Genomic DNA, 21,206 nt, shown 5'->3' on the forward strand with positions numbered 1-21,206 from the left:
CCGGCTGGCCTGCCAGCCCAGCTGCCCAGCTGCCCAGCTGCCCAGCTGCCCAGCTGCCCAGCTGCCCAGCTGCAGCAAGCGTGCTCGCTCAGCCGCCGGCAGCCTGCTCGCTCAACCGCTCAACCGCCAGCGGCGTGCTCGCCGGCCCGCTCAGCTATCGGCAGCCTGCTCACGCATCAGCCGCTCCAGCTCAGCCTCGCGCTCGGCGACCTGCACGAGCAGCTGCTCCGCGATCTCCTCGAGCAGCCGGTCGGGGTCGTCCGGCGCCATCCGCAGCATCGCGCCGATCGCGCTCTCCTCCAGCTCCTGAGCAACGGCCGTCAGCAGTTCCTTGCGCTGCGCCAGCCACTCGAGCCGCTCGTACAGCTCCTCGCTCGGGCTGGGCTTGCGCGCCTCGGGCACAGGCCCCGCGGCCCACTCGTCGGACAGCTCCCGCAGCAAGGCCTCGTCGCCGCGACCGTATGCCGCGTTGACCCGCACGATGAACTCGTCGCGCCGCGCCCGGTCCTTCTCGTCCTGCGCCAGATCCGGGTGCGCCTTGCGGACGAGTTCCCGGTAGAGCTTGCGCGCCTCGTCGCTCGGCCGCACACGCTGCGGCGGCCGCACGGGCTGATCGGTGAGCATGGCGGAGGCCTCCGGCGAGAGACCGTCCCCGTCCATCCACTGGTCGAACAGTTCCTCGACCGCGGGCATGGGCATCACACGCGCCCTGGCCTCGTCCGCCTTACGCCGGTCCTCCGGATCCCCGCTCCGCGCGGCGACCGCCTCGGCGATCTGCGCCTCGAGCTCGTCCAGGCGCGTATACATGGGGCCGAGTTTCTGGTGATGCAGCCGAGAGAAGTTCTCCACCTCGACCCGGAACGTCTCCACCGCGATCTCGTACTCGATCAGGGCCTGCTCGGCGGCGAGCACAGCCCGCTCAAGCCGCTCCTCGGGCCGCCCCTCAGCAACCGGCTGCCCCTGCGGCTCAGCGGCAGGGGCCTCGGACGGGGTCGACTCGGCTTCCGGGGTCGTCACCCGTCCAGCCTAGGGCACGGCCGGGCTGCATTGCTCGACGCCTGATTTCAAAGGTTCTGGGGGGCTCCCCCTCCCCCCGCCCCCTCCCGCCCCACCCCAGATCAACTCAATTCAGCCCACCCCAAAACCGGACCCAGCCCAAGCCGACCCCCTCACCCCCTGAATCAGCCCCAAGGCGACTCACCCCACCACCCCAACCGGCCCACACGCCCAACCCCAGCTCCAGCCCCGCCCCCCGAAGGCCAGCCCTCTTCACCGCCCCACCTCAAACCCCCACCTCAAACCCCCACCTCAAACCCCCACCTCAGCCCCCACCCTCCCCTCCCGCACAGCCTTGACCAGGGCTGCGTGGTCCTGTTCTGTGCGGTCCGCGTAGGTCACCGCGAACTGGGCGATGGCCTCGTCCAGTTCCTCGTTCTTGCCGCAGTAGCCAGCGATCAGTCGAGGGTCGGCGCTGTGTGCGTGTGCGCGGGCGAGGAGCGCGCCCGTCATGCGGCCGTAGTCGTCCATCTGGTCGGCGGCGAGAGCCGCGGGGTCGACACTTCCCTTGCGGTTTCTGAACTGCCTTACCTGGAAGGGTCGTCCGGCCACGGTCGTCCAGCCGAGCAGGATGTCGCTGACGACCTGCATCCGCTTCTGTCCGAGGACCACGCGCCGCCCCTCATGGGCGGCCGCCGGCGTATCGAATCCGACTGCGGGCAGGTGCGGCAGCAGCGCGGAGGGGCGGGCTTCCTTCACCTGGAGCACGAGCGCCTCTCCCCGGTGGTCGAGGAGCAGCACCACGTACGACCTCGTGCCCACGCTTCCCGTGCCGACGACGCGGAAGGCGACGTCCTGGATCGCGTAGCGGCCGAGCAGGGGCAGGCGGTCTTCGGAGAGTGTCTGCAGGTAGTCACCTAGGGAGGCAGCGACCTCGGACGCCTCCTCGTCGGGTACGCGGCGCAGTACGGGTGGTGCGTCGACGAAGCGGCGGGTGCCGTCCTCGGCGAGTTCGGTGGACTTGGCGGCGAATCTTCCACTGGTGTTGTTGCGCGCCTTCTCGGAGACGCGCTCCAGCGTGCCGACGAGGTCGTGGGCGTCGGTATGGGAGACGAGTTCCTCGTCGGCGATGGCGTTCCACGCGTCGAGGGCGGGCAGTCGGGCCAGCAGGCGCATGGTGCGGCGGTATGCGCCCACCGCGTAGTGCGCGGCTTCCCGGCACGTGTCCTCGTCGGCTCCGGCTACGCGGCCCGCGAGGACGAGCGAAGTGGCGAGTCGCTTCACGTCCCATTCCCAGGGGCCGTGCACCGTTTCGTCGAAGTCGTTGAGGTCGATGACGAGGCCGCCGCGGGCGTCGGCGTAGAGGCCGAAGTTCGCCGCGTGGGCGTCTCCGCAGATCTGGGCGCCGATGCCGGTGACGGGCGTCTGTGCGAGGTCGTGGGCCATGAGGCCGGCAGATCCGCGCAGGAATGCGAACGGGGTCGCCGCCATCCTGCCGACGCGTATGGGCGTGAGCTCTTCGATCCGGCCGAGGTTGGACTCCTCGACCGCCCTGACGGCGTCGGGGCGAGCGGGGTGCAGAGTGAGGGCCGCGTGCGCGGAGCGCGGTACGCGGTCGCGCAGGGCCTTGCCCTCCTGCTTGGGTGACCCGGAGGAGGGGCGCGCCGCGAACCCCTCGACGGCCGGCAGCCGTCGGGCCGCCGGTTCCTCACGCTGCGCCGGCACCGCAGTGTCGAGCTCGGTCACGCGGACCGCCTCCCCCGTCTCTGAACATCAACTGGCAACGACCGTACCGCCGTCGGCCGAAACCCGTCAGAGCCTGTGGATAACCCCGTGACTGTGGAAAACGAGCGCGGAACAGGAACGGGGAACCCGAGCGCGGAACCCGCACCCAGCCCTCCCTCGCCAGCCGCTCTACCCCTCAGGCAGATACGCCTCGGCCCACAGCCCGAGTTCCTTCAGCGCCGGTTCGAGGGCGGCGCCCGCTTCGGTCAGGCGGTACGCGACGCGGAGCGGGGGTCCTTCGTCGACCTCGCGTACGACGAGGCCGGCGGCGCCGAGTTCGGTGAGGCGGTCCGAGAGCATGCGCTCGCTGATGCCGGGGATGGCTCGGCGCAGGTCGGCGAAGTGAACGGGGTGCTGGAGGAGGACGGAGACCACGAGTCCCGTCCAGCGCTTGCCGAGCAGGCCGAAGACGCGGGTGATGCCGCCGTCGACCCGCTTGCACGCGTCGGGGTTGTGGATCCCCGCCTCGCGTACGGAGCCGCTCTCGTGTTCCCCGTTGCCCGCCATGCCTTCAGAGTACTGCCCTCCCGTAGGGGACTAAATAAAAGTAAGTTACTGTTCATACGGTAGCTCCGAACGGAACTGCACCTACTCAGCCACCCACCTGCTTCCCGACCACCCCGCACCTTTGGAGACCCGCAATGCCCACCCTTCTTCACATCGACTCGTCCGTCTGGCCCGGCTCGGCCTCCGCTTCCCGCACCGTCGCCGACGCCTTCCGCAAGACCTGGGAGGAGCAGCACCCCGACGGCACCGTGATCTACCGCGATCTGGCCGTGAACCCGGTCCCGCACCTGGACACGGTCGGCGCCTCCGCCGGTTTCGCCGATCCCGCCACCCACAGCCCGGAGCAGGCCGCAGCCTTCGCCGGGCGCCGGGAGCTCATCGAGGAGCTGGAGCAGGCGGACGCGGTGCTGATCGGCGCACCTATGTACAACTTCTCGATCCCGTCGACCCTGAAGGCATGGCTGGACCAGGTGATCCTCATGGGGCGCACCGCCGGCGAGACGCCGTCCGCGAAGGGGACGCCGGTCACGGTCGTCGCCAGCCGTGGCGGCTCGTACGCGCCGGGCACCCCGCGCGAGCCCTTCGAGTACGTGCAGAACTACCTGCGTGATCTTCTCGGCACGATGCTCGGCCTGGACGTGGCCTTCATCGTTCCCGAGCTGACCCTGGCGCACACGACTCCGGCGATGAGCGAGCTCATCCCGCTCGCCGAGGCGTCCCGCGCCAAGGCCCTGGAAGACGCTGACGCCCGGGCCAAGGAGCTCGCCGCGCGCTTCTCGGCCGACGCCGCCTGACGCTCCGCACCGTCACCAAGGCACCGAGGGTCCCCTGTCCCGTACGGCTCCCGTTCGACCCGTTCCGTACGACGCCGGGGACCCTTCAACAATCAGTGTGATTGTCCTCACCACAGGACCGCTCACATCCGGAAAACGCAGAAGCCCCGCAGATCTGAGATCTGCGGGGCTTCCGTCTTGTGCGCGAGGGGGGAGTTGAACCCCCACGCCCTTTCGGGCACTGGAACCTGAATCCAGCGCGTCTGCCTATTCCGCCACCCGCGCATTGGGTGTGCCTTCCGGTCCCTCGCCCTTTGGGGGCGAGCGCCTTCCGACATGCAGAAGATTAGCACGCTGCCGAGGGTGGATTCACATCCGTTTTCGCGGGCACCTGCTGGGCAGGGCCACCCCCGCTGACCTCGCATCCGATGCAGTCAGCCGGCAGTCCGACAGCGGTCCGCCGACAGTTCGCCGACAGTTCGCCGACAGTCCGACAGCACTCCACCAGCAGTCCGAAGCCCCCGGAGAGATCCACTCCACCCCGGGGCCCCTCCCCGAGGACCCGCCCCGAAGCCCCGCCGCCGACGCAGCGAAAGGCACACATTCACACTCCCGCAGCCCCGGACCCGAGCCTCCCCTCCGTCTCACCTTCCCCGTCCCCTCCCGGCTCCACCGCCGCGTGCGGGACACTGTCCAGGGACCCCCTCTACGATCCAGCTGTGAGGGTCGACACTCATCGACCGGGCTGACAGGGGGAACCAGCCGATTTCCCGGCGCGTGGATACGATCAGTAAGCAGTACCAGGACGAAAACGAAGGAGGAGGTGCCCCATGGGAGTCCTGAAGAAGTTCGAGCAGCGTCTCGAGGGTCTGGTCAACGGCACCTTCGCCAAGGTGTTCAAGTCCGAGGTCCAGCCCGTCGAGATCGCCGGCGCCCTCCAGCGCGAGTGCGACAACAACGCGACGATCTGGAACCGCGAGCGGACCGTCGTCCCCAACGACTTCATCGTGGAGCTGAGCGCGCCGGACTTCGAGCGCCTCAGCCCCTACTCGGGGCAGCTCGGCGACGAGCTGTCCGGCATGGTGCGCGACTACGCGAAGCAGCAGCGCTACACCTTCATGGGACCGATCAAGGTCCACCTGGAGAAGGCGGACGACCTGGACACGGGTCTGTACCGGGTACGCAGCCGCACGCTCGCGTCGAGCACCAACCAGCAGCAGTCCCAGCCCTCCCAGCAGCCGCCGCAGCCCGGCCGGGGTCCCGCTTCGGCGCCCCCGGCGGCGGGCGGAGGCTACGGCTATCCGCCGGCGGCAAACGCTGCCGGGGGGTACGGCCAGCCGCCGGCCAGCGCGCCGCCGATGCCCGCGGGGCCGCCTCCGGGCCGCCCTACGCAGGCCCCGGCGGGAGCCCGGCCGCGTAATCAGGCAGGACCGCTGCCCGGCGCACAGGTGCGTCACTGGATCGAGATCAATGGCACACGCCATCAGATCTCGCGCCCCACGCTGGTCCTCGGCCGCAGCACCGAAGCCGATGTGCGGATCGACGACCCCGGCGTCTCTCGCCGGCACTGTGAGATTCGGACCGGAACGCCCTCGACGATCCAGGATCTCGGGTCCACCAACGGCATCGTGGTGGACGGGCAGCACACCACCCGCGCTACGCTCCGCGACGGCTCGCGGATCGTCGTGGGCAGTACCACCATCATTTACCGGCAAGCCGAAGGGTGAAGCGGGGGCAATGTCAGAGCTGACCCTTACGGTCATGCGGTTGGGTTTCCTGGCCGTTCTGTGGCTGTTCGTGATCGTGGCCGTCCAGGTCATCCGTAGCGACCTGTTCGGCACGCGCGTCACCCAGCGCGGGTCGCGTCGTGACAGCGGGCGCCAACAGCAGGCCGCGGCCCGCCAGGCCGCGCCGCCGCAGCAGCGCGCCCAGCAGCAGAACAGCGGTGGAGGCGGCGGGCGGCAGCGCCGCGGCGCCCCCACGAAACTCGTCGTCTCCGAGGGCACCCTCACGGGCACCACGGTGGCGCTGCAGGGCCAGACCATCACGCTGGGCCGTGCGCACGATTCGACGATCGTTCTCGACGACGACTACGCGTCGAGCAAGCATGCCAGGATCTACCCGGACCGGGACGGACAGTGGATCGTGGAGGACCTCGGGTCCACCAACGGCACCTATCTCGACCGGGCCCGGCTGACCACCCCGCAACCGATTCCGCTCGGCGCGCCGATCCGCATCGGCAAGACCGTCATCGAGCTGCGGAAGTAGTACGACAATGAGCGAGCGGAGCGAGCGAGCCGACGCGGTCACCCAAGACCTGAGCGCGCTCCCGACCGGAGGGTGGGCACCGTGCGGATGTACCCGGAGCCGACGGGCGAGGTGCGCATGAGTCTGTCACTGCGCTTCGCCGCCGGATCGCACAAAGGCATGATCCGCGAGGGGAACGAGGACTCGGGCTACGCCGGTCCGCGCCTTCTCGCGATCGCCGACGGCATGGGCGGTCAGGCCGCCGGTGAGGTCGCCTCGTCGGAGGTGATCTCGACGATCGTCGCGCTCGACGACGACGTTCCCGGCTCCGACATCCTCACGTCGCTCGGCACGGCCGTGCAGCGGGCCAACGACCAGCTGCGGATGATGGTCGAGGAGGACCCCCAGCTGGAAGGCATGGGGACGACCCTGACCGCTCTGCTGTGGACGGGTCAGCGCCTCGGTCTCGTGCACGTCGGCGACTCGCGCGCGTATCTGCTGCGCGACGGTGTGCTGACGCAGATCACGCAGGACCACACCTGGGTGCAGCGCCTCGTCGACGAGGGCCGCATCACGGAAGAGGAAGCCACCACTCACCCGCAGAGGTCCCTCCTCATGCGCGCGCTGGGCAGTGGCGATCACGTCGAGCCCGACCTCTCCATCCGCGAAGTTCGGGCCGGCGACCGGTACTTGATCTGCTCCGACGGCCTGTCCGGCGTGGTCTCCCACCAGACGATGGAGGAGACCCTCGCCAGCTACCAGGGCCCGCAGGAGACCGTGCAGGACCTGATCCAGCTGGCGCTGCGCGGCGGTGGCCCGGACAACATCACGGTGATCGTGGCGGACGTCCTGGACATCGACAGCGGTGACACGCTCGCCGGTCAGCTGTCCGACGCGCCGGTCATCGTGGGCGCGGTCGCCGAGAACCAGCAGCACCAGCTGCACGACGGCGGGGCGATGCAGACCCCCGCGGGCCGTGCGTCGGAGCTCGGCCGCGGGTCCGGCAGGCCGGTGCCCGGGCAGGGCGGCGGCGGTGGCGAGTTCGGCCCGCCCGGCAGCGGCGACGCGGCCGGTTACGCCCCCGAGGGAAGCTTCGGCTCGTACGGGGACGACGACTTCGTCAAGCCGCGGCGCGGCCGTAAGTGGCTCAAGAGATCCTTCTTCATCGCCCTGGCGCTGGCCGTCGTGGGCGGTGGCCTGTACGGCGGCTACCGCTGGACGCAGACGCAGTACTACGTCGGTTCGAACGAGTCGCATGTCGCGCTGTACCGCGGCATCAGCCAGGACCTGGCGTGGGTGAGTCTGTCGAAGGTCGAGAAGGACCACCCCGAGATCGAACTCAAGTACCTGCCGCCCTACCAGCGCAAGCAGGTCGAGGCGACGATCACCGAGGGCAGCTTCGGTGACGCCAAGGACAAGATCGGCGAGCTGTCGCTGCAGGCCTCGGCCTGCAGGAAGGACGCCGAGCGCCGTCAGGCGGAGAACGAGCAGAACGCGAAGACCGGCGAGGGCGAGGCGGGTGGCACCACGGGCGCCACCAAGACGTCTTTCACCACGTCGCGCACCTCGGCGAAGACAGCGCCGAGTCCGACACCCACGCCGTCCGGAACGGCCAAGTCCAAGACCGCACCGACGCCCACACCTGGCCCCAGCCTCTCGGAGGATGAGCAGAAGCTGGTCCCGCTGTGCGGTAAGCAGTAAGCAGCCGTTGGGGGCCTTTGCACGCCATGAGCAGTAGCACTACACACACGTCGACCATCGGCGCGATCGGTGCGCCGAGCCGGCGCAACACCGAGCTCGCGCTTCTCGCGTTCGCCGTCGTCATCCCTGTTTTCGCGTACGCGAACGTGGGGCTGGCGATCGACGGCTCGCTGCCCGCCGGGCTCCTGGGCTACGGCCTCGGCCTCGGCCTGCTCGCGGGCGTCGCGCACATCGTCGTACGCCGGTTCGCGCCGTACGCCGATCCGCTGCTCCTGCCGATCGCGACCCTGCTCAACGGCATGGGTCTGGTCATCATCTGGCGCCTGGACCAGTCGGAGCGCCTGCAGCAGCTGGCCAAGTCGCAGTACGGGTCGTTCAGCCCGGACGCGCCGAACCAGCTGATGTACTCCGCGATCGGCATCGCCCTGTTCGTGGGCGTGCTCATGCTGCTCAAGGATCACCGCATCCTGCAGCGCTACACGTACATCTCCATGGTGGGCGCGCTGATCCTGCTGCTGCTGCCGCTCGTGCCGGGTCTCGGCATGAACGTGTTCGGCGCGAAGATCTGGATCAGCATCGGCGGGTTCTCCATCCAGCCCGGTGAGTTCGCGAAGATCGTCATCGCGGTGTTCTTCGCGGGCTACCTGATGGTGAAGCGGGACGCGCTCGCGCTGGCCAGCCGCCGCTTCATGGGCCTGTATCTGCCGCGTGGCCGTGACCTCGGACCGATCATCGTCGTCTGGGTGATGTCGATCCTCATCCTGGTCTTCGAGACGGACCTCGGTACGTCGCTGCTGTTCTTCGGCATGTTCGTCGTGATGCTGTACGTCGCCACGGAGCGCACCAGCTGGATCGTGTTCGGTCTGCTGATGTCGGCGGTCGGCGCGGTCGGTGTCGCCTCGTTCGAGCCGCACGTGCAGAGCCGTGTCCAGGCGTGGCTCGACCCGATGCACGAGTACATGCTCAGCAGGCAGGGCGTCGGCGGTCACTCCGAGCAGGCGATGCAGGCGCTGTGGGCGTTCGGCTCCGGTGGCGTACTCGGCACGGGCCTCGGCCAGGGCCACTCCGACCTGATCAAGTTCGCCGCGAACTCCGACTTCGTCCTCGCCACGTTCGGCGAGGAGCTCGGCCTCGCGGGCATCATGGCGATCCTGCTGATGTACGGGCTGATCGCGGAGCGCGGTCTGCGTACGGCTCTCGCGGCCCGCGACCCGTTCGGCAAGCTGCTCGCGGCGGGTCTGTCCGGCGCGTTCGCGATCCAGGTGTTCGTCGTCGCCGGCGGTGTCATGGGTCTCATCCCGCTGACCGGTATGACCATGCCGTTCCTCGCGTACGGCGGTTCCTCCGTGATCGCGAACTGGGCACTGATCGGCATCCTGATCCGTATCAGCGATACCGCGCGCCGCCCGGCGCCGGCCCCCGCCCCCAGCCCCGACGCCGAGATGACCCAGGTGGTCCGACCGTGAACAAGCCCCTGCGCCGGATCGCGATCTTCTGCGGGCTCCTCGTCCTCGCTCTGCTGATCCGCGACAACTGGCTCCAGTACGCCCAGGCCGACAAGCTGCAGTCCGACAAGCAGAACCCGCGCGTCGCCATCGAGCGGTACGCACAGCCGCGCGGCGACATCATCGTCGACGGCAAGTCGATCACGGGTTCCGTGGCGACGGACGGCACCGACCTCAAATACAAGCGGACCTGGAAGGACGGGCCCATGTGGTCGCCGGTCACCGGGTACGCCTCGCAGCTGGTCGGCGCGAGCCAGATCGAGTCCATCGAGGACGGCATCCTCACCGGCAACGACGACCGGCTGTTCTTCCGCCGCACCCTCGACATGATCACCGGCAAGAAGAAGGAGGGTGGCAACGTCGTCACCACCCTCAACGCCGCCGCGCAGAAGGCCGCGTACGACGGTCTGAAGAACCGTGGCAAGGGTGCCGCCGTCGCGATCGACCCGAAGACCGGTGCGATCCTCGCGATGGCGTCGACGCCGTCGTACGACCCGTCGTCGTTCGCCGGGATCCTGCAGAAGGACGGCGACACCTTCGGCAAGCTCGACAAGAACAAGGACAAGCCGCTCACGAACCGCGCGCTGCGCGAGACGTACCCGCCCGGCTCGACCTTCAAGATCGTTACCGCCGCGGCCGCGCTGGAGCACAACCTCTACAACGGCGCCGACGAGAAGACCGACACCCCGCTGCCGTGGATCATGCCCGGCACCACGACGCCGCTGAAGAACGAGGGCAACATCCCCTGCGAGGACGCGACGCTGCGGGTGGCGCTGCGCTACTCCTGCAACACCGTCTTCGGCAAGGTCGGCGCCGACCTCGGCAACGACAAGATGCTGGAGACGGCGGAGAAGTTCGGCTTCAACAAGGAGCAGTTCACCCCGGTCCGTTCGAACGCGTCCGTGTTCTCCAAGAACATGAACAAGTCGCAGACGGCGCTCTCGTCGATCGGTCAGTACAACACCGCGGCGACGCCGCTGCAGATGGCCATGGTGGCCTCCGCGGTCGCCAATGACGGCAAGCTCATGGAGCCGTACATGGTCAGCGAGCTCCAGGCGCCGAACCTCGACACGATCGAGCACCACACGCCGAAGGAGATGAGCCGGCCGCTGTCGGAGAAGAACGCCCAGATCCTTCAGTCGATGATGGAGACGGTCGTCAGCGAAGGCACCGGTACGAACGCGCAGATCCCCGGCTATACCGTCGGCGGAAAGACGGGTACCGCCCAGCACGGCCTCAACAACAGCGAGAAGCCGTACGCGTGGTTCCTGTCGTACGCGAAGGCCAAGGACGGCAGCTCGCCGGTCGCCGTGGCCGTGGTCGTCGAGGACGGCAGCGCGAACCGTGACGACATCTCCGGTGGCGGTCTGGCAGCGCCGATCGCCAAGAGCGTGATGGAAGCGGTGCTCGCCAAGAAGTGACTCCGATCACGACTCCTTCACAACGGTGCACGTTGCGATACCGGTCCTGTATCGGGTGACGGCTCCAGGCAGGTCAGGCACGACAGGCCGGGTACGGTATGCCCGGACAGCACACCGCCCGACCCCGCACGGGTGACGGTCGGGACCGACGGAGAGGGCTGGTAGGTAACCATGGAAGAGCCGCGTCGCCTCGGCGGCCGGTACGAGCTGGGCCAGGTGCTCGGCCGTGGTGGCATGGCGGAGGTCTATCTCGCCCATGACACCCGGCTCGGTCGCACCGTGGCGGTGAAGACGCTACGCGCGGATCTCGCGCGCGACCCGTCGTTCCAGGCCCGGTTCCGCCGGGAGGCCCAGTCGGCCGCCTCGCTCAACCATCCCGCGATCGTCGCCGTGTACGACACCGGTGAGGACTACATCGACGGGACCTCCATCCCGTACATCGTGATGGAGTACGTCGACGGGTCCACGCTGCGTGAGCTGCTGCACTCCGGGCGCAAGCTGCTGCCCGAGCGTGCCATGGAGATGACGATCGGCATCCTCCAGGCGCTCGAGTACTCGCACCGCGCGGGAATCGTCCACCGTGACATCAAGCCGGCCAACGTCATGCTGACGAGGACCGGCCAGGTCAAGGTGATGGACTTCGGCATCGCCCGCGCCATGGGCGACTCCGGCATGACGATGACGCAGACGTCGGCCGTGATCGGCACCGCCCAGTACCTCTCCCCGGAGCAGGCCAAGGGCGAGCAGGTCGACGCGCGGTCCGACCTTTATTCGACGGGCTGTCTCCTCTACGAGCTGCTGACCGTGCGGCCGCCGTTCGTGGGCGACTCCCCGGTCGCGGTCGCGTACCAGCACGTGCGCGAGGAGCCGCAGCCGCCGAGCGTCTTCGACTCCGAGATCACCCCCGAGATGGACGCGATCGTCCTCAAGGCCCTCACCAAGGACCCGGACTACCGCTACCAGTCGGCGGACGAGATGCGCGCCGACATCGAAGCGTGCCTCGACGGGCAGCCGGTCGCGGCGACCGCGGCGATGGGCGCGGTCGGCTACGGCGGCCACCCGGACGACCAGCAGACGGCGATGCTGCACCCGCAGAACGGCGGCGGCCAGACGTCGATGCTGCCTCCGGTCAGCCCGGACGACGGCGGCTACGGCTACGACGAGCGCCCCGACCGGCGCCGTCAGAACCAGGGCAAGAGCCGTACGTCGACGATCCTGCTCGTCCTCGCGGGCATCCTCGTCCTGGTCGGCGCGATCCTGATCGGCAAGTGGTTCACCAGCGGGAGCGGGAGCGACGCACCGTTCGCGGCGCCCAAGTTCGTCGGCAAGACGGTCCCCGATGCCAGGCTCGCCGCCAACAACACGCACCTCAAGCTCGACGCCTCGAAGAAGGAGCCCTGCGACAAGTTCCCCAAGGGCCAGATCTGCACGCAGAGCCCGGCCGCGGGGGCCGACGTCAAGAAGGGCGACACCATCACGGTGACGGTGTCGACCGGGGCGCCGAAGGTCGCGGTGCCGAACGTCATCGACGACAACGTCGACGACGCGACGGCGAAGCTCGAGAGCGACGACTACCAGTTCGTGGTCAAGACCGAGCCGAAGGAGTCCAGCGCCAAAGCGGGCACGGTCCTCGACCAGGACCCGGTCTTCGGCAAGGAAGTGCAGAAGGGGAGCACCATCACCCTGACCGTCGCCAAGAAAAAGACAGTCTCCACCGTCCCGGACGTCTCCAACAAGACGTGCGACGAGGCGAAGGCACAGCTCGAGGCCAACAACCTCAAGGGCACCTGCACCGAGGAGGAGAACGCGACGGCCGAGGCCGGCAAGGTGTTCTCGCAGAGCCTCGTGGCGGGCTCCACGGCCGAGCCCGGCTCCACGGTCACCCTGAAGGTCGCCAAGGCGGCCCAGCAGATCACGGTGCCCGGTGACATCGCCGGCAAGAAGCTGAAGGACGTACAGAAGCAGCTGACGGACCTCGGTCTCGTCCCGGCTCTGTCGCCCGGCTCGTCCAACGACCCGAACGCCACGGTCGTGACCAGCCAGCCCGGCCCCAACTCGCCGGTGAACAAGGGCGACACGGTCACCCTGCTCACCACCCCGCCCGGCCAGAACGGCGGCGGGGACAACGGCGGCGGGATCTTCGGAGGCGTCACCGGCCGCCAGTAGGCGCCCTCCATGTCATGAAGGAACCCCGGCACCGCACAGGCGGCGCCGGGGTTCTTTCGTGCGGTGATTCGGGGGCTTGCGTATGTGGGGTCTTACGTGCGCCGATGGCGCCGTCAGCGCAGCTCCGCCGGCGGCGTCCGATCGCTGTCGACCTTGTCGATCCGCTCCAGCTCGCCCCACACCACGTAGCGGTACGTGGATGTGTAGACGGGCGTGCACGTCGTCAGCGTGATGTAGCGGCCGGGCTTCTTCACGCCCGACTCCTTGGGGACGGCGCCCAGGACCTTCACGTTGTACTTCGACGTCTCGGGGAGGATGTCGTACACCTTGTAGACGTACCACTTGTCCTTCGACTCGAAGACGATCGGGTCGCCCTTTTTGATCTTGTCGATGTTGTGGAACTTCGCGCCGTGCCCGTCCCGGTGCGCGGCGAGCGTGAAGTTGCCCTTCGCATCCTTCGGCAGCGCCGACTTGACCGGGTCGGTGTAGTAGCCGGCGACACCGTCGTTGAGGATCTTCGACGAGGTGCCTTTCTCGACGAGCACCTCACCGTTCCTCATCGACGGCACGTGCAGGAAGCCGATGCCGTTCTTGGTGTCGAGCGCGCCGGGGCCGTGGTCGGCCCACTGGTCGCGCACCTTGTCTCCCTGCTTGTGCGCGGCGCGGTCCGCGACCACGTTCGTCCACCACAACGAGTAGGCGACGAACAGGCCGAGGACCAGGCCCGCCGTGATGAGGAGCTCACCGAAGAGACTGACGGCGCCGGCGATGCGGCCACGGCCGCGTCGTGGCGCGGGCGGCGCCTCGCCGGCCCGCTCGTCGTGGTCGGTCGTCGCTGCCACTGCTTGTGCCCCGTCCCTGAACCTGCGCCTGTTACTTGCCACTTGCCCCGCTACTGCACCAGCGCGTCCGGCTTCCCCTTGCTGCGCGGCCGTTCCTCGACCATCTTGCCCCAGACGATCATTCGATACGTACTGGTGAATTCCGGCGTGCACGTGGTCAGCGTGATGTACCGGCCCGGAGCTGTGAACCCGGAGCCCTGCGGGATCGGATTGATGACTGTCGTGTTGCTCGGCGGGGTCTGCGGAAGAATGCTCGTCATCTTGTACACGTAGTACGTGTCCTGCGTCTCGACGACGATCGGATCGCCCGGCTGGAGCCGGTTGATGTAGCGGAACGGTTCGCCGTGGGTATTGCGGTGCCCGGCGACCGCGAAGTTGCCGGTCTTGGCGCTCGGCATCGCCGTCTCGATGCTGTCCTTGCCGTAGTGGCCCACCATGCCGCGGTCCAGGACCTTCGTCTTGCTGATGCCCTCGGCGATCGGCACGACGACGTCCAGCTTCGGGATGTGCATGATCGCGAAGCCCTGGCCGGGCGCGAACTTGTCCGGCTCGCGTTTGCCGTTCGCCCAGTCGTCCTGGAGGTGGTGCGCCGCGCTGCCCGCCTGCTGGTGGGCCCGGATGTTCGACCACCACAGCTGGTACGTGACGAAGAGCAGCATCAGCACGCCGATGGTGATGAACGTTTCGCCGATCGCCCGGCTGGCGACCTCGCCCGTACTCGGTTTGCTCGCCCTCGCGGCCCTGCGCGCCTCCAGACGGCTGCGGGGCGGGGAGGCGGGCTCCGGGGTCTGTGCGGGCGCCGCCGAGCGCCTGCCGCCGTGCTTGGCGGCCTTCCTGCGCGCGGCCCGGCCACCGGTCACCACGGGCGCGTCGACGCGCTCAGGGGCGCCGGAGTCGGACTCGGTGCCGGTCTCTGCGCCCGTGGAGGCGTCTGCGTCTGTGTATGCGCCCGTATCGGGCTCGGCCACTCCCCGGGTGTCCGCGGTGCGCAGGGCCACGGTCTCGTCGTCCGGGACCGGCCGCGGCGGTCTCGCCTCGTACTCGCGGACGGGCGGCACGTACGCGGGCTGCTGCGCCTGCTGTACCTGCGCCGGATGTGGTGCCTGCGGAGCCTGCTGCTCGCCGCCGTACCAGTCCTGTACGTAGCCCTGAGGGTCGTACCACTCCTGCTCCGGCTGAGGCGACGGCTGGGCCTGGAGCGGCTGTTGAGCGTCCGGCTGCGGCTGCGGGTACGGCTGGGGCTCCTGAGGCTCGTCCGCGGCGCGGAACCAAGGCGAGGGGTGCTGCCCGGGCAGTGGATCGTTCAGCGGGTCGTGGAGCCGCTGAACGGCCGCCTCGAACGCACCGGCAGCCTCGTACGGTTCCTGCTCGTACGAGGCTCCCTCGCGCTCGGGGCGCAGGGCGGTCACGCCGAGGCCCTGCCCACGACCGGGGCGAGCCCGGCCGATCGTGCCACCGCGGTCTTGTCGCCGCAGACGGTCAGCCAGTTGGCCAGCATCAGGTGACCGTGTTCCGTGAGGACGGACTCGGGGTGGAACTGCACGCCCTCGACGGGCAGTTCGCGGTGGCGCAGGCCCATGATGATGCCGTCGTCGGTGCGCGCGGTGACCTCGAGCTCGTCGGGGACGGTGTCCGGTTCAGCGGCGAGCGAGTGGTAGCGGGTCGCCGTGAACGGGTTCGGCAGTCCCGCGAAGACGCCCCTTCCCTCGTGCCGCACCAGGGACGTCTTGCCGTGCAGCAGTTCCGGCGCCCGGTCCACGACACCGCCGTACGCGACCTGCATGGACTGCATGCCGAGGCAGACGCCGAAGACGGGCACGCCGGTCTGAGCGCAGTGGCGCACCATCTCGACACAGACACCGGCCTGTTCGGGAGCGCCGGGGCCCGGGGACAGCAGTACGCCGTCGAAGCCGTCCTGCGCGTGCCGGGTCCCGACCTCGTCGTTGCGCAGCACTTCGCACTCGGCGCCCAGCTGGTACAGGTACTGGACGAGGTTGAAGACGAAGCTGTCGTAGTTGTCGACCACGAGAATGCGGCTGCTCGCGCCCACTAGTTGTTCACCGTCACATCGTTGAAGGGCAGCAGGGGCTCGGCCCACGGGAAGACGTACTGGAACAGTACGTAGACCACCGCGAGGACGAGCAGCAGCGAGATCAGTGCCCTGATCCACGTGTTTCCCGGCAGATGCCGCCAGATCCAGCCGTACATGCCGTCCCTTCCGTCGCCGTACGGCAACAGACTAACGGCGCAGGGCCTCCGGTTTCCCGGCCTCCGCGGGCTGGGTGGCATCAAGGTGCGCCCAGACGATCAGCCGGTGGCTGTGACCCCACTCCGGCTCGCACGTCGTCAGCGTCAGATAGCGGCCCGGCTCCGTGTATCCGGACTTGCGCGGCACCGGGTCGATGACGGCGACATCGCTGGGCAGCGTCTTGTAGGGCTTGGTGTCGATGCGGTACGTGAACCAGGTCGTACCGTCGGTGAGGACGACGGCGTCGCCGGGACGCAGCTTGGGGAAGTCCTTGAACGGGTCGCCGTAGGTGCGGCGGTGGCCGGCGACGGAGAAGTTCCCCTTCTGCCCGAGCTGCGCCGTGCCCGCGTAGTGGCCGAGGCCCTTCTTGAGGATGCCCACGCCCGTCCCCTGGAGCACCGGTTTGTTCCACGTGAAACCGAGCCGCGGGATGTACATGACGGCGAACGGCTTGCCGTCCTTGTAAGCGGACGGGGACGGCGAGGGCGTCTGGGGCCGGCTCTGGTCCTGGGCGGGGCTCTGGCTCTGACTCTGGCTCGGGGACGGGCCCGGACGGGGCTGTTCGACCGCCACCGATCCCTTGGACCACTGGTCCTGGAGGGTGTCGATCTGGTGGTCCATGGCACTGTCGGCCTTCACGCCGGTCCAGAACAGCACGTAGGCGACGAACAGCACGATCAGGGCGCCGACCGTGATGCACAGTTCGCTGAACGTCCTGACGACCACTCGGACCGACACAGGCTCCCCCAGGCGGCTACTCCACGGGCTTCGCGTAGTGGAGATCCACTGTGCCCGAGTAACCGGGAAGAGTCACCGCCCCGTCGTCCTCGACTTTCCAGCCGAGGCCGTAGGCGTTGACGTAGAGCATGTAGTTCTGGATCTGGGGCGAGACGGCGAGCGCCTGCTTCAGCTTCTCCGGGTCCCCGACCGCGGTGATCTTGTACGGGGGCGAGTAGACGCGGCCCTGGAGGATCAGGGTGTTGCCGACACAGCGCACAGCGCTGGTGGCGATGAGCCGCTGGTCCATGACCTTGATGCCCTGCGCGCCGCCGTTCCACAGGGCGTTGACGACGGCCTGGAGGTCCTGCTGGTGGATGACCAGGTCGTTCGGCTGGGGTTCGGGGTAGCCGGGGAGCTTGGCGGTGGCGTTCGGCGGGGCGTCCGCGAGCGTGACCGAGACGGCCTGTCCGCGCAGTTTCTTCGTCCCGGACGCCTTCTCCAGGGCGGACAGCTTGGCGTCCTCGGCCTTGGTGCCGGCGCCGCCGCGCTCGGTGAGGGCGTCGACGTCGTCGCGGATCGCGCTGTTGGACTCCTCGAGCTGGCCGTTCTTGTGGCTGCGCTCCTGGATGAGGTCGGAGAGCTTCAGCAGCGAGGTGTCCGTGCGGATGTTGGTGCCCTTGGCGGTGTTGAAGCTGGTGAAGAAGATCAGCCCGGCCAGGGCGAACACGGCCACGGTCAGCAGCCGCACGGGACGGAGGCGCACACGGGGGCGCCCCCCGCCGGGGGGCTCTTCCCGGGAGTCGGCAGAATTGCTCAACGTACCCTTATCTCCTTCAGCGCCGCGGAAGCACTACGCTAACGGACGCCCGGGGGAGCGCAGAGATTCCCCTTGTACGCTGCCCGGAGCCAGCCCACGTTCCCTGCGCGGCCACGCAGCGCATCGACAGGAGAGACCCTCGTGCCGAAGTCACGTATCCGCAAGAAGGCCGACTACACGCCGCCTCCGGCGTCGAAGCAGGCGGCGAATATCAAGCTGACCAATCGCGGCTGGGTAGCCCCGGTGATGCTCGCGATGTTCCTGATCGGGCTCGCCTGGATCGTCGTTTTCTACGTCACCGACGGCACCCTGCCGCTGGACGCGCTCGGCAACTGGAACATCGTCGTGGGCTTCGGCTTCATCGCGGCCGGGTTCGGCGTTTCCACGCAGTGGAAGTAGCTCTGCCCCTAGCTATCCACTGAGTTATCCACAGCTGTTTCCACAGTGGGGAAAAGGTCGGAAGATCTGTGGATAACCCACCGGGCGTTGACGCCGGTGTGACTGACGCACCGCAGCTCGCCCACATGTTCGCCCCTTGTCCTGGCTGGGGAAACCCAGGTCAGCGACAAGGGGCACACCTGTTCCCCACCGAGTGCACAGGATCCGGCACCGTCTGTGGACAACGTGAGCCAGAGACAGAGCTCAAGTGAGCTGGGACGTCCTCACAAGCACAGTGACGACCACCACGGCGAGGACGAGCGCACAGGTCCCGTACTGCACCAGCGAGCGGCGCTCCCTGGGGGCGTGGACCATCGCGTACCCGACGACCACACCGGCGACGAGCCCGCCGACATGGGCCTGCCAGGCGATGTTGCCCCACGTGAACGTGAAGAGCAGGTTCAGCGCGAGAAGGCCGATGACGGGGCGCATGTCGTAGTTGAGGCGCCGCACCAGCACCGCGGTCGCGCCCATGAGTCCGAAGACGGCCCCGGACGCACCGAGGGACTGCTCGCTCGGCCCCGCGATCGCGTAGGTCAGCGCGCTGCCGGCCAGCCCCGAGACCATGTACAGCGCGATGTAGCGGGCCCGGCCGAGCGCCGCCTCCAGCGGGCCGCCTAGCCACCACAGGCCCAGCATGTTGAACGCGATGTGCCACACCTCCTGGTGCGTGAACATCGCCGTCACCAGGCGGTACCACTCGCCGCCTGCCACGCCCTGGTCCGGGACGAAGGGCGCGGGAGGCCAGGCCCCGATCAGAACGAAGTCGGAGAGCAGCCGGTCCCACACATGGACCGCGATGAACACCGCCACGTTGATCCCGATAAGGATCTTCGTGACCAGGCGCGGATCGGCCGCGATCGTGCCGCCCGTGATCGTCCTCGGCCTGCTGGCTGCCGGGCTCTGTCCCGTACCGGAACCACCCCGCACACAGTCCGGGCACTGGAAGCCCACCGAGGCGCTGACCATGCAGTCCGGGCAGATGGGCTTGTCGCAGCGGGCGCAGCGGATCCCGGTCTCGCGGTCAGGGTGCCGATAGCAGCGGGGCGTGCCCTGCGCGTCCTGAGGACTCTGCGGACTGCCTGGCACCTGATCCATCGGAATCCCCTCGTACGAAACGTGCGCGGTCAACACATGGCCCCGCCCATCCTTACGGATGAGCGGGGCGTATTGGTTCCCGTCGGCCCGGTTCGCGTCAGCGGGTCTCGACGACGACCGACTCGATGACCACGTCGTTGACCGGCCGGTCCGTACGCGGGTTGGTCTGCGCGGTCGCGATGCCGTCCACGACCTTCTGGCTGGCCTCGTCGACGACCTCGCCGAAAATCGTGTGCTTACGGGTCAGCCAGGCCGTCGGCGACACCGTGATGAAGAACTGGGAGCCGTTGGTGCCCGGGCCGGCGTTCGCCATGGCCAGCAGGTACGGCCGGTCGAAGGCGAGGTCGGGGTGGAACTCGTCCCCGAACTGGTAGCCGGGACCGCCCGTGCCATTGCCCAGCGGGTCACCGCCCTGGATCATGAAACCGCTGATCACCCGGTGGAAGACAGTGCCGTCGTAGAGCTTGTCGGTGGACTTCTCGCCCGTCTCCGGGTTGGTCCACTCCCGCTCGCCCCGAGCGAGCTCGACGAAGTTCTTGACCGTCTTGGGCGCGTGGTTCGGCAGCAGCCGGACTTCGATGTCGCCTTGGTTGGTCTTCAGGGTGGCGTAGAGCTGCTCAGCCACGATCTGCCTTCCGTTGCCTTCTGTGACGATCCGATCCTCGCACGCCCCCGTTGACGCGTCGCCCGGCGGCAGCCGCAGAATTTCCGGCCGAGTCGCCACCGAGGAGGCGCGCCGCAGGACGATCCGTGGCATTGTCGTCCGCAAGCCCTCATTGCACCGTATTGATCAGCTATTGCCTGGAGTGCCTCAGTACATCCAAAGGCGGCTTATGCCCCGAATGCCCGCCCTCGCATGCCGCACTGCCGCCGGGCAGGCATGATCCGAAAAAGGGTGGAAAGGTGAAAACCTATATGCCACCGAGGAGGAGGATCCCGTGACCCGCATCGACAGCGTGCGCGCCGCGACCAGCTCGGCGAAGGACAGCGTGCTGCACGCCGCGGAAGTGGTGGCGCCCTACGCCGAGACGGCCAAGGACCGGACCGCACTGTATGCGCAGGAAGCGCGCGTACGGCTCGCGCCCGTGATGTCGCAGGCTGCGCAGCAGACCCGCGACCAATACGACACGTACCTCGCACCGCATCTTGAACAGGCCCGCAGCCATGTGCCGCCGAAGATCGACCAGGCCGCGCAGGACGCTGCCGTCCGCACCCGGAAGGCAGCCCGCAAGGCCGCCGTCTACGCCAAGCCGCGGATCGAGCAGGCCGTGGCCGCCGCCCAGCCCGTCCGCGAGGAGGCGACGGCCCGCAGCGTCGCGGCGATCGCCGCCCTGCGTGGGCAGGTGTCGCCGAAGGAGATCCAGAAGCTGGTCCGCAAGCACGAACGGCGGGCGCGGGCGGGACGCGTCGCCAAGGGCTTCCTCGTCGTCGGCATCCTCGCCGGGGGCGCCTTCGCCGCCTGGAAGTGGTGGGACAAGCAGGCCAACCCGGACTGGCTGGTCGAACCGCCGGCCGCGACCGAGGTGGCGGACAGCACGCCCCTGTCGTCGGTGGACGGCAGCCAGGGCGCCCTCGACCCCGAGGTCCAGGCCAAGCAGGCCGAAGCGGAGGCGGACGCCGCCGACCGCGACGACCGCGGCTGAGCCTCGAACGAGCAGTAACGCCGTAGGGCGGGAGACCAGTGGTCTCCCGCCCTACGGCGTTCACGTGTTTCACGCGGAACTGTGGAGCCTAGGAGATTCGAACTCCTGACATCTGCCTTGCAAAGGCAGCGCTCTACCAACTGAGCTAAGGCCCCGAAAACGATGCGTCGAACCGGAAGAAGTGCGATCCGGTGCGCATCGCAGACCAGACTACCGGGTCACCCCCCGGATCTCGCAAAAGGATTGGGGCTCCCGGTCCACGACCACTCTCCGTAAGATGCCCCACGTGGTTCGCGGCA

General features: G+C 68.6%; 20 protein-coding genes and 2 tRNA genes. 9 read left to right on the top strand and 13 right to left on the bottom strand.

Annotated elements, in window-relative coordinates; genetic code table 11:
- Positions 1–150: 150 nt before the first annotated feature.
- The 3 genes from OG574_RS24160 to OG574_RS24170 form a co-directional block, all read right to left on the bottom strand.
- Positions 151–1,017 carry a hypothetical protein gene (locus OG574_RS24160; RefSeq protein WP_326774915.1) on the bottom strand — a complete coding sequence of 289 codons (867 nt, stop codon included), beginning with the start codon at positions 1,015–1,017 and terminating at the stop codon, positions 151–153.
- A 291-nt stretch (positions 1,018–1,308) separates the two neighbouring features.
- Complete coding sequence (locus tag OG574_RS24165) at positions 1,309–2,742, bottom strand: DUF2252 domain-containing protein (RefSeq protein ID WP_326774916.1); 1,434 nt, start codon at positions 2,740–2,742, stop codon at positions 1,309–1,311.
- Positions 2,743–2,910: 168 nt separating this feature from the next.
- Positions 2,911–3,288, bottom strand: coding sequence for a winged helix-turn-helix transcriptional regulator (locus OG574_RS24170; RefSeq protein WP_100597261.1), 378 nt, complete (start codon positions 3,286–3,288; stop codon positions 2,911–2,913).
- Positions 3,289–3,422: 134 nt separating this feature from the next.
- Between OG574_RS24170 and OG574_RS24175 the strand changes: the two genes are divergently transcribed.
- Complete coding sequence (locus OG574_RS24175; protein WP_326774917.1) at positions 3,423–4,082, top strand: FMN-dependent NADH-azoreductase; 660 nt, start codon at positions 3,423–3,425, stop codon at positions 4,080–4,082.
- Positions 4,083–4,262: 180 nt separating this feature from the next.
- On the opposite strand, the gene OG574_RS24180 is transcribed toward OG574_RS24175, so the two are convergent.
- A tRNA-Leu gene (locus tag OG574_RS24180) sits at positions 4,263–4,346 on the bottom strand.
- A gap of 545 nt (positions 4,347–4,891) precedes the next feature.
- On the opposite strand from OG574_RS24180, the gene OG574_RS24185 reads away from it, so the two are divergent.
- From OG574_RS24185 to pknB, 6 genes are all read left to right on the top strand, one after another.
- Complete coding sequence (locus OG574_RS24185) at positions 4,892–5,788, top strand: DUF3662 and FHA domain-containing protein (RefSeq protein WP_326774918.1); 897 nt, start codon at positions 4,892–4,894, stop codon at positions 5,786–5,788.
- A 10-nt stretch (positions 5,789–5,798) separates the two neighbouring features.
- Complete coding sequence (locus OG574_RS24190; protein ID WP_100597256.1) at positions 5,799–6,329, top strand: FHA domain-containing protein FhaB/FipA; 531 nt, start codon at positions 5,799–5,801, stop codon at positions 6,327–6,329.
- A 117-nt stretch (positions 6,330–6,446) separates the two neighbouring features.
- Positions 6,447–8,009: a Stp1/IreP family PP2C-type Ser/Thr phosphatase gene (locus tag OG574_RS24195; protein ID WP_326774919.1), complete on the top strand. Its 1,563-nt coding sequence runs from the start codon at positions 6,447–6,449 to the stop codon at positions 8,007–8,009.
- A gap of 26 nt (positions 8,010–8,035) precedes the next feature.
- Entirely contained in the window at positions 8,036–9,475 is a 1,440-nt protein-coding gene (locus OG574_RS24200; RefSeq protein ID WP_326774920.1) for an FtsW/RodA/SpoVE family cell cycle protein, read from the top strand.
- The gene (locus OG574_RS24205) at positions 9,472–10,935 is read left to right on the top strand and encodes a peptidoglycan D,D-transpeptidase FtsI family protein (protein ID WP_326774921.1); all 1,464 of its coding nucleotides are present in this window, start codon (positions 9,472–9,474) and stop codon (positions 10,933–10,935) included. The genes OG574_RS24200 and OG574_RS24205 overlap by 4 nt, the downstream gene beginning before the upstream one ends.
- A gap of 171 nt (positions 10,936–11,106) precedes the next feature.
- On the top strand, positions 11,107–13,101 hold the full coding sequence (gene pknB / locus OG574_RS24210) for a Stk1 family PASTA domain-containing Ser/Thr kinase (protein ID WP_326774922.1): 1,995 nt from the start codon (positions 11,107–11,109) through the stop codon (positions 13,099–13,101).
- A gap of 113 nt (positions 13,102–13,214) precedes the next feature.
- Here pknB and OG574_RS24215 read toward each other — a convergent pair whose 3' ends face one another.
- The 6 genes from OG574_RS24215 to OG574_RS24240 are packed head-to-tail and all read right to left on the bottom strand — an operon-like array spanning position 13,215 to position 17,728.
- Positions 13,215–13,943 (bottom strand): class E sortase, encoded by a 729-nt coding sequence (locus OG574_RS24215; protein ID WP_326774923.1) that lies wholly within the window; start codon positions 13,941–13,943, stop codon positions 13,215–13,217.
- A gap of 50 nt (positions 13,944–13,993) precedes the next feature.
- Positions 13,994–15,352, bottom strand: a complete 1,359-nt coding sequence (locus tag OG574_RS24220) for a class E sortase (protein WP_326774924.1) — start codon at positions 15,350–15,352, stop codon at positions 13,994–13,996.
- A complete protein-coding gene (locus OG574_RS24225) occupies positions 15,349–15,993 on the bottom strand; it encodes an aminodeoxychorismate/anthranilate synthase component II (protein WP_326774925.1) in 645 nt (214 codons plus the stop codon). The genes OG574_RS24220 and OG574_RS24225 overlap by 4 nt, the downstream gene beginning before the upstream one ends.
- Positions 15,993–16,151 (bottom strand): hypothetical protein, encoded by a 159-nt coding sequence (locus tag OG574_RS24230; RefSeq protein ID WP_384264638.1) that lies wholly within the window; start codon positions 16,149–16,151, stop codon positions 15,993–15,995. The genes OG574_RS24225 and OG574_RS24230 overlap by 1 nt, the downstream gene beginning before the upstream one ends.
- Before the next feature lie 31 nt (positions 16,152–16,182).
- Positions 16,183–16,929 (bottom strand): class E sortase, encoded by a 747-nt coding sequence (locus OG574_RS24235; RefSeq protein ID WP_326774927.1) that lies wholly within the window; start codon positions 16,927–16,929, stop codon positions 16,183–16,185.
- 16 nt (positions 16,930–16,945) lie between these two features.
- Positions 16,946–17,728: a DUF881 domain-containing protein gene (locus OG574_RS24240; protein ID WP_384264634.1), complete on the bottom strand. Its 783-nt coding sequence runs from the start codon at positions 17,726–17,728 to the stop codon at positions 16,946–16,948.
- Positions 17,729–17,869: 141 nt separating this feature from the next.
- On the opposite strand from OG574_RS24240, the gene crgA reads away from it, so the two are divergent.
- Entirely contained in the window at positions 17,870–18,127 is a 258-nt protein-coding gene (crgA, locus tag OG574_RS24245; protein ID WP_326774929.1) for a cell division protein CrgA, read from the top strand.
- Positions 18,128–18,370: 243 nt separating this feature from the next.
- On the opposite strand, the gene OG574_RS24250 is transcribed toward crgA, so the two are convergent.
- Both OG574_RS24250 and OG574_RS24255 read right to left on the bottom strand, forming a co-directional pair.
- A complete protein-coding gene (locus tag OG574_RS24250) occupies positions 18,371–19,264 on the bottom strand; it encodes a rhomboid family intramembrane serine protease (RefSeq protein ID WP_326774930.1) in 894 nt (297 codons plus the stop codon).
- A 97-nt stretch (positions 19,265–19,361) separates the two neighbouring features.
- Complete coding sequence (locus OG574_RS24255) at positions 19,362–19,889, bottom strand: peptidylprolyl isomerase (protein WP_326774931.1); 528 nt, start codon at positions 19,887–19,889, stop codon at positions 19,362–19,364.
- Positions 19,890–20,202: 313 nt separating this feature from the next.
- On the opposite strand from OG574_RS24255, the gene OG574_RS24260 reads away from it, so the two are divergent.
- Positions 20,203–20,907 carry a DUF5324 family protein gene (locus tag OG574_RS24260; RefSeq protein ID WP_326774932.1) on the top strand — a complete coding sequence of 235 codons (705 nt, stop codon included), beginning with the start codon at positions 20,203–20,205 and terminating at the stop codon, positions 20,905–20,907.
- 82 nt (positions 20,908–20,989) lie between these two features.
- Here OG574_RS24260 and OG574_RS24265 read toward each other — a convergent pair.
- Positions 20,990–21,062 (bottom strand) — tRNA-Ala (locus OG574_RS24265).
- Between the last annotated feature and the right edge of the window lie 144 nt (positions 21,063–21,206).

Source organism: Streptomyces sp. NBC_01445 (assembly GCF_035918235.1).
GTDB lineage: Bacteria > Actinomycetota > Actinomycetes > Streptomycetales > Streptomycetaceae > Streptomyces.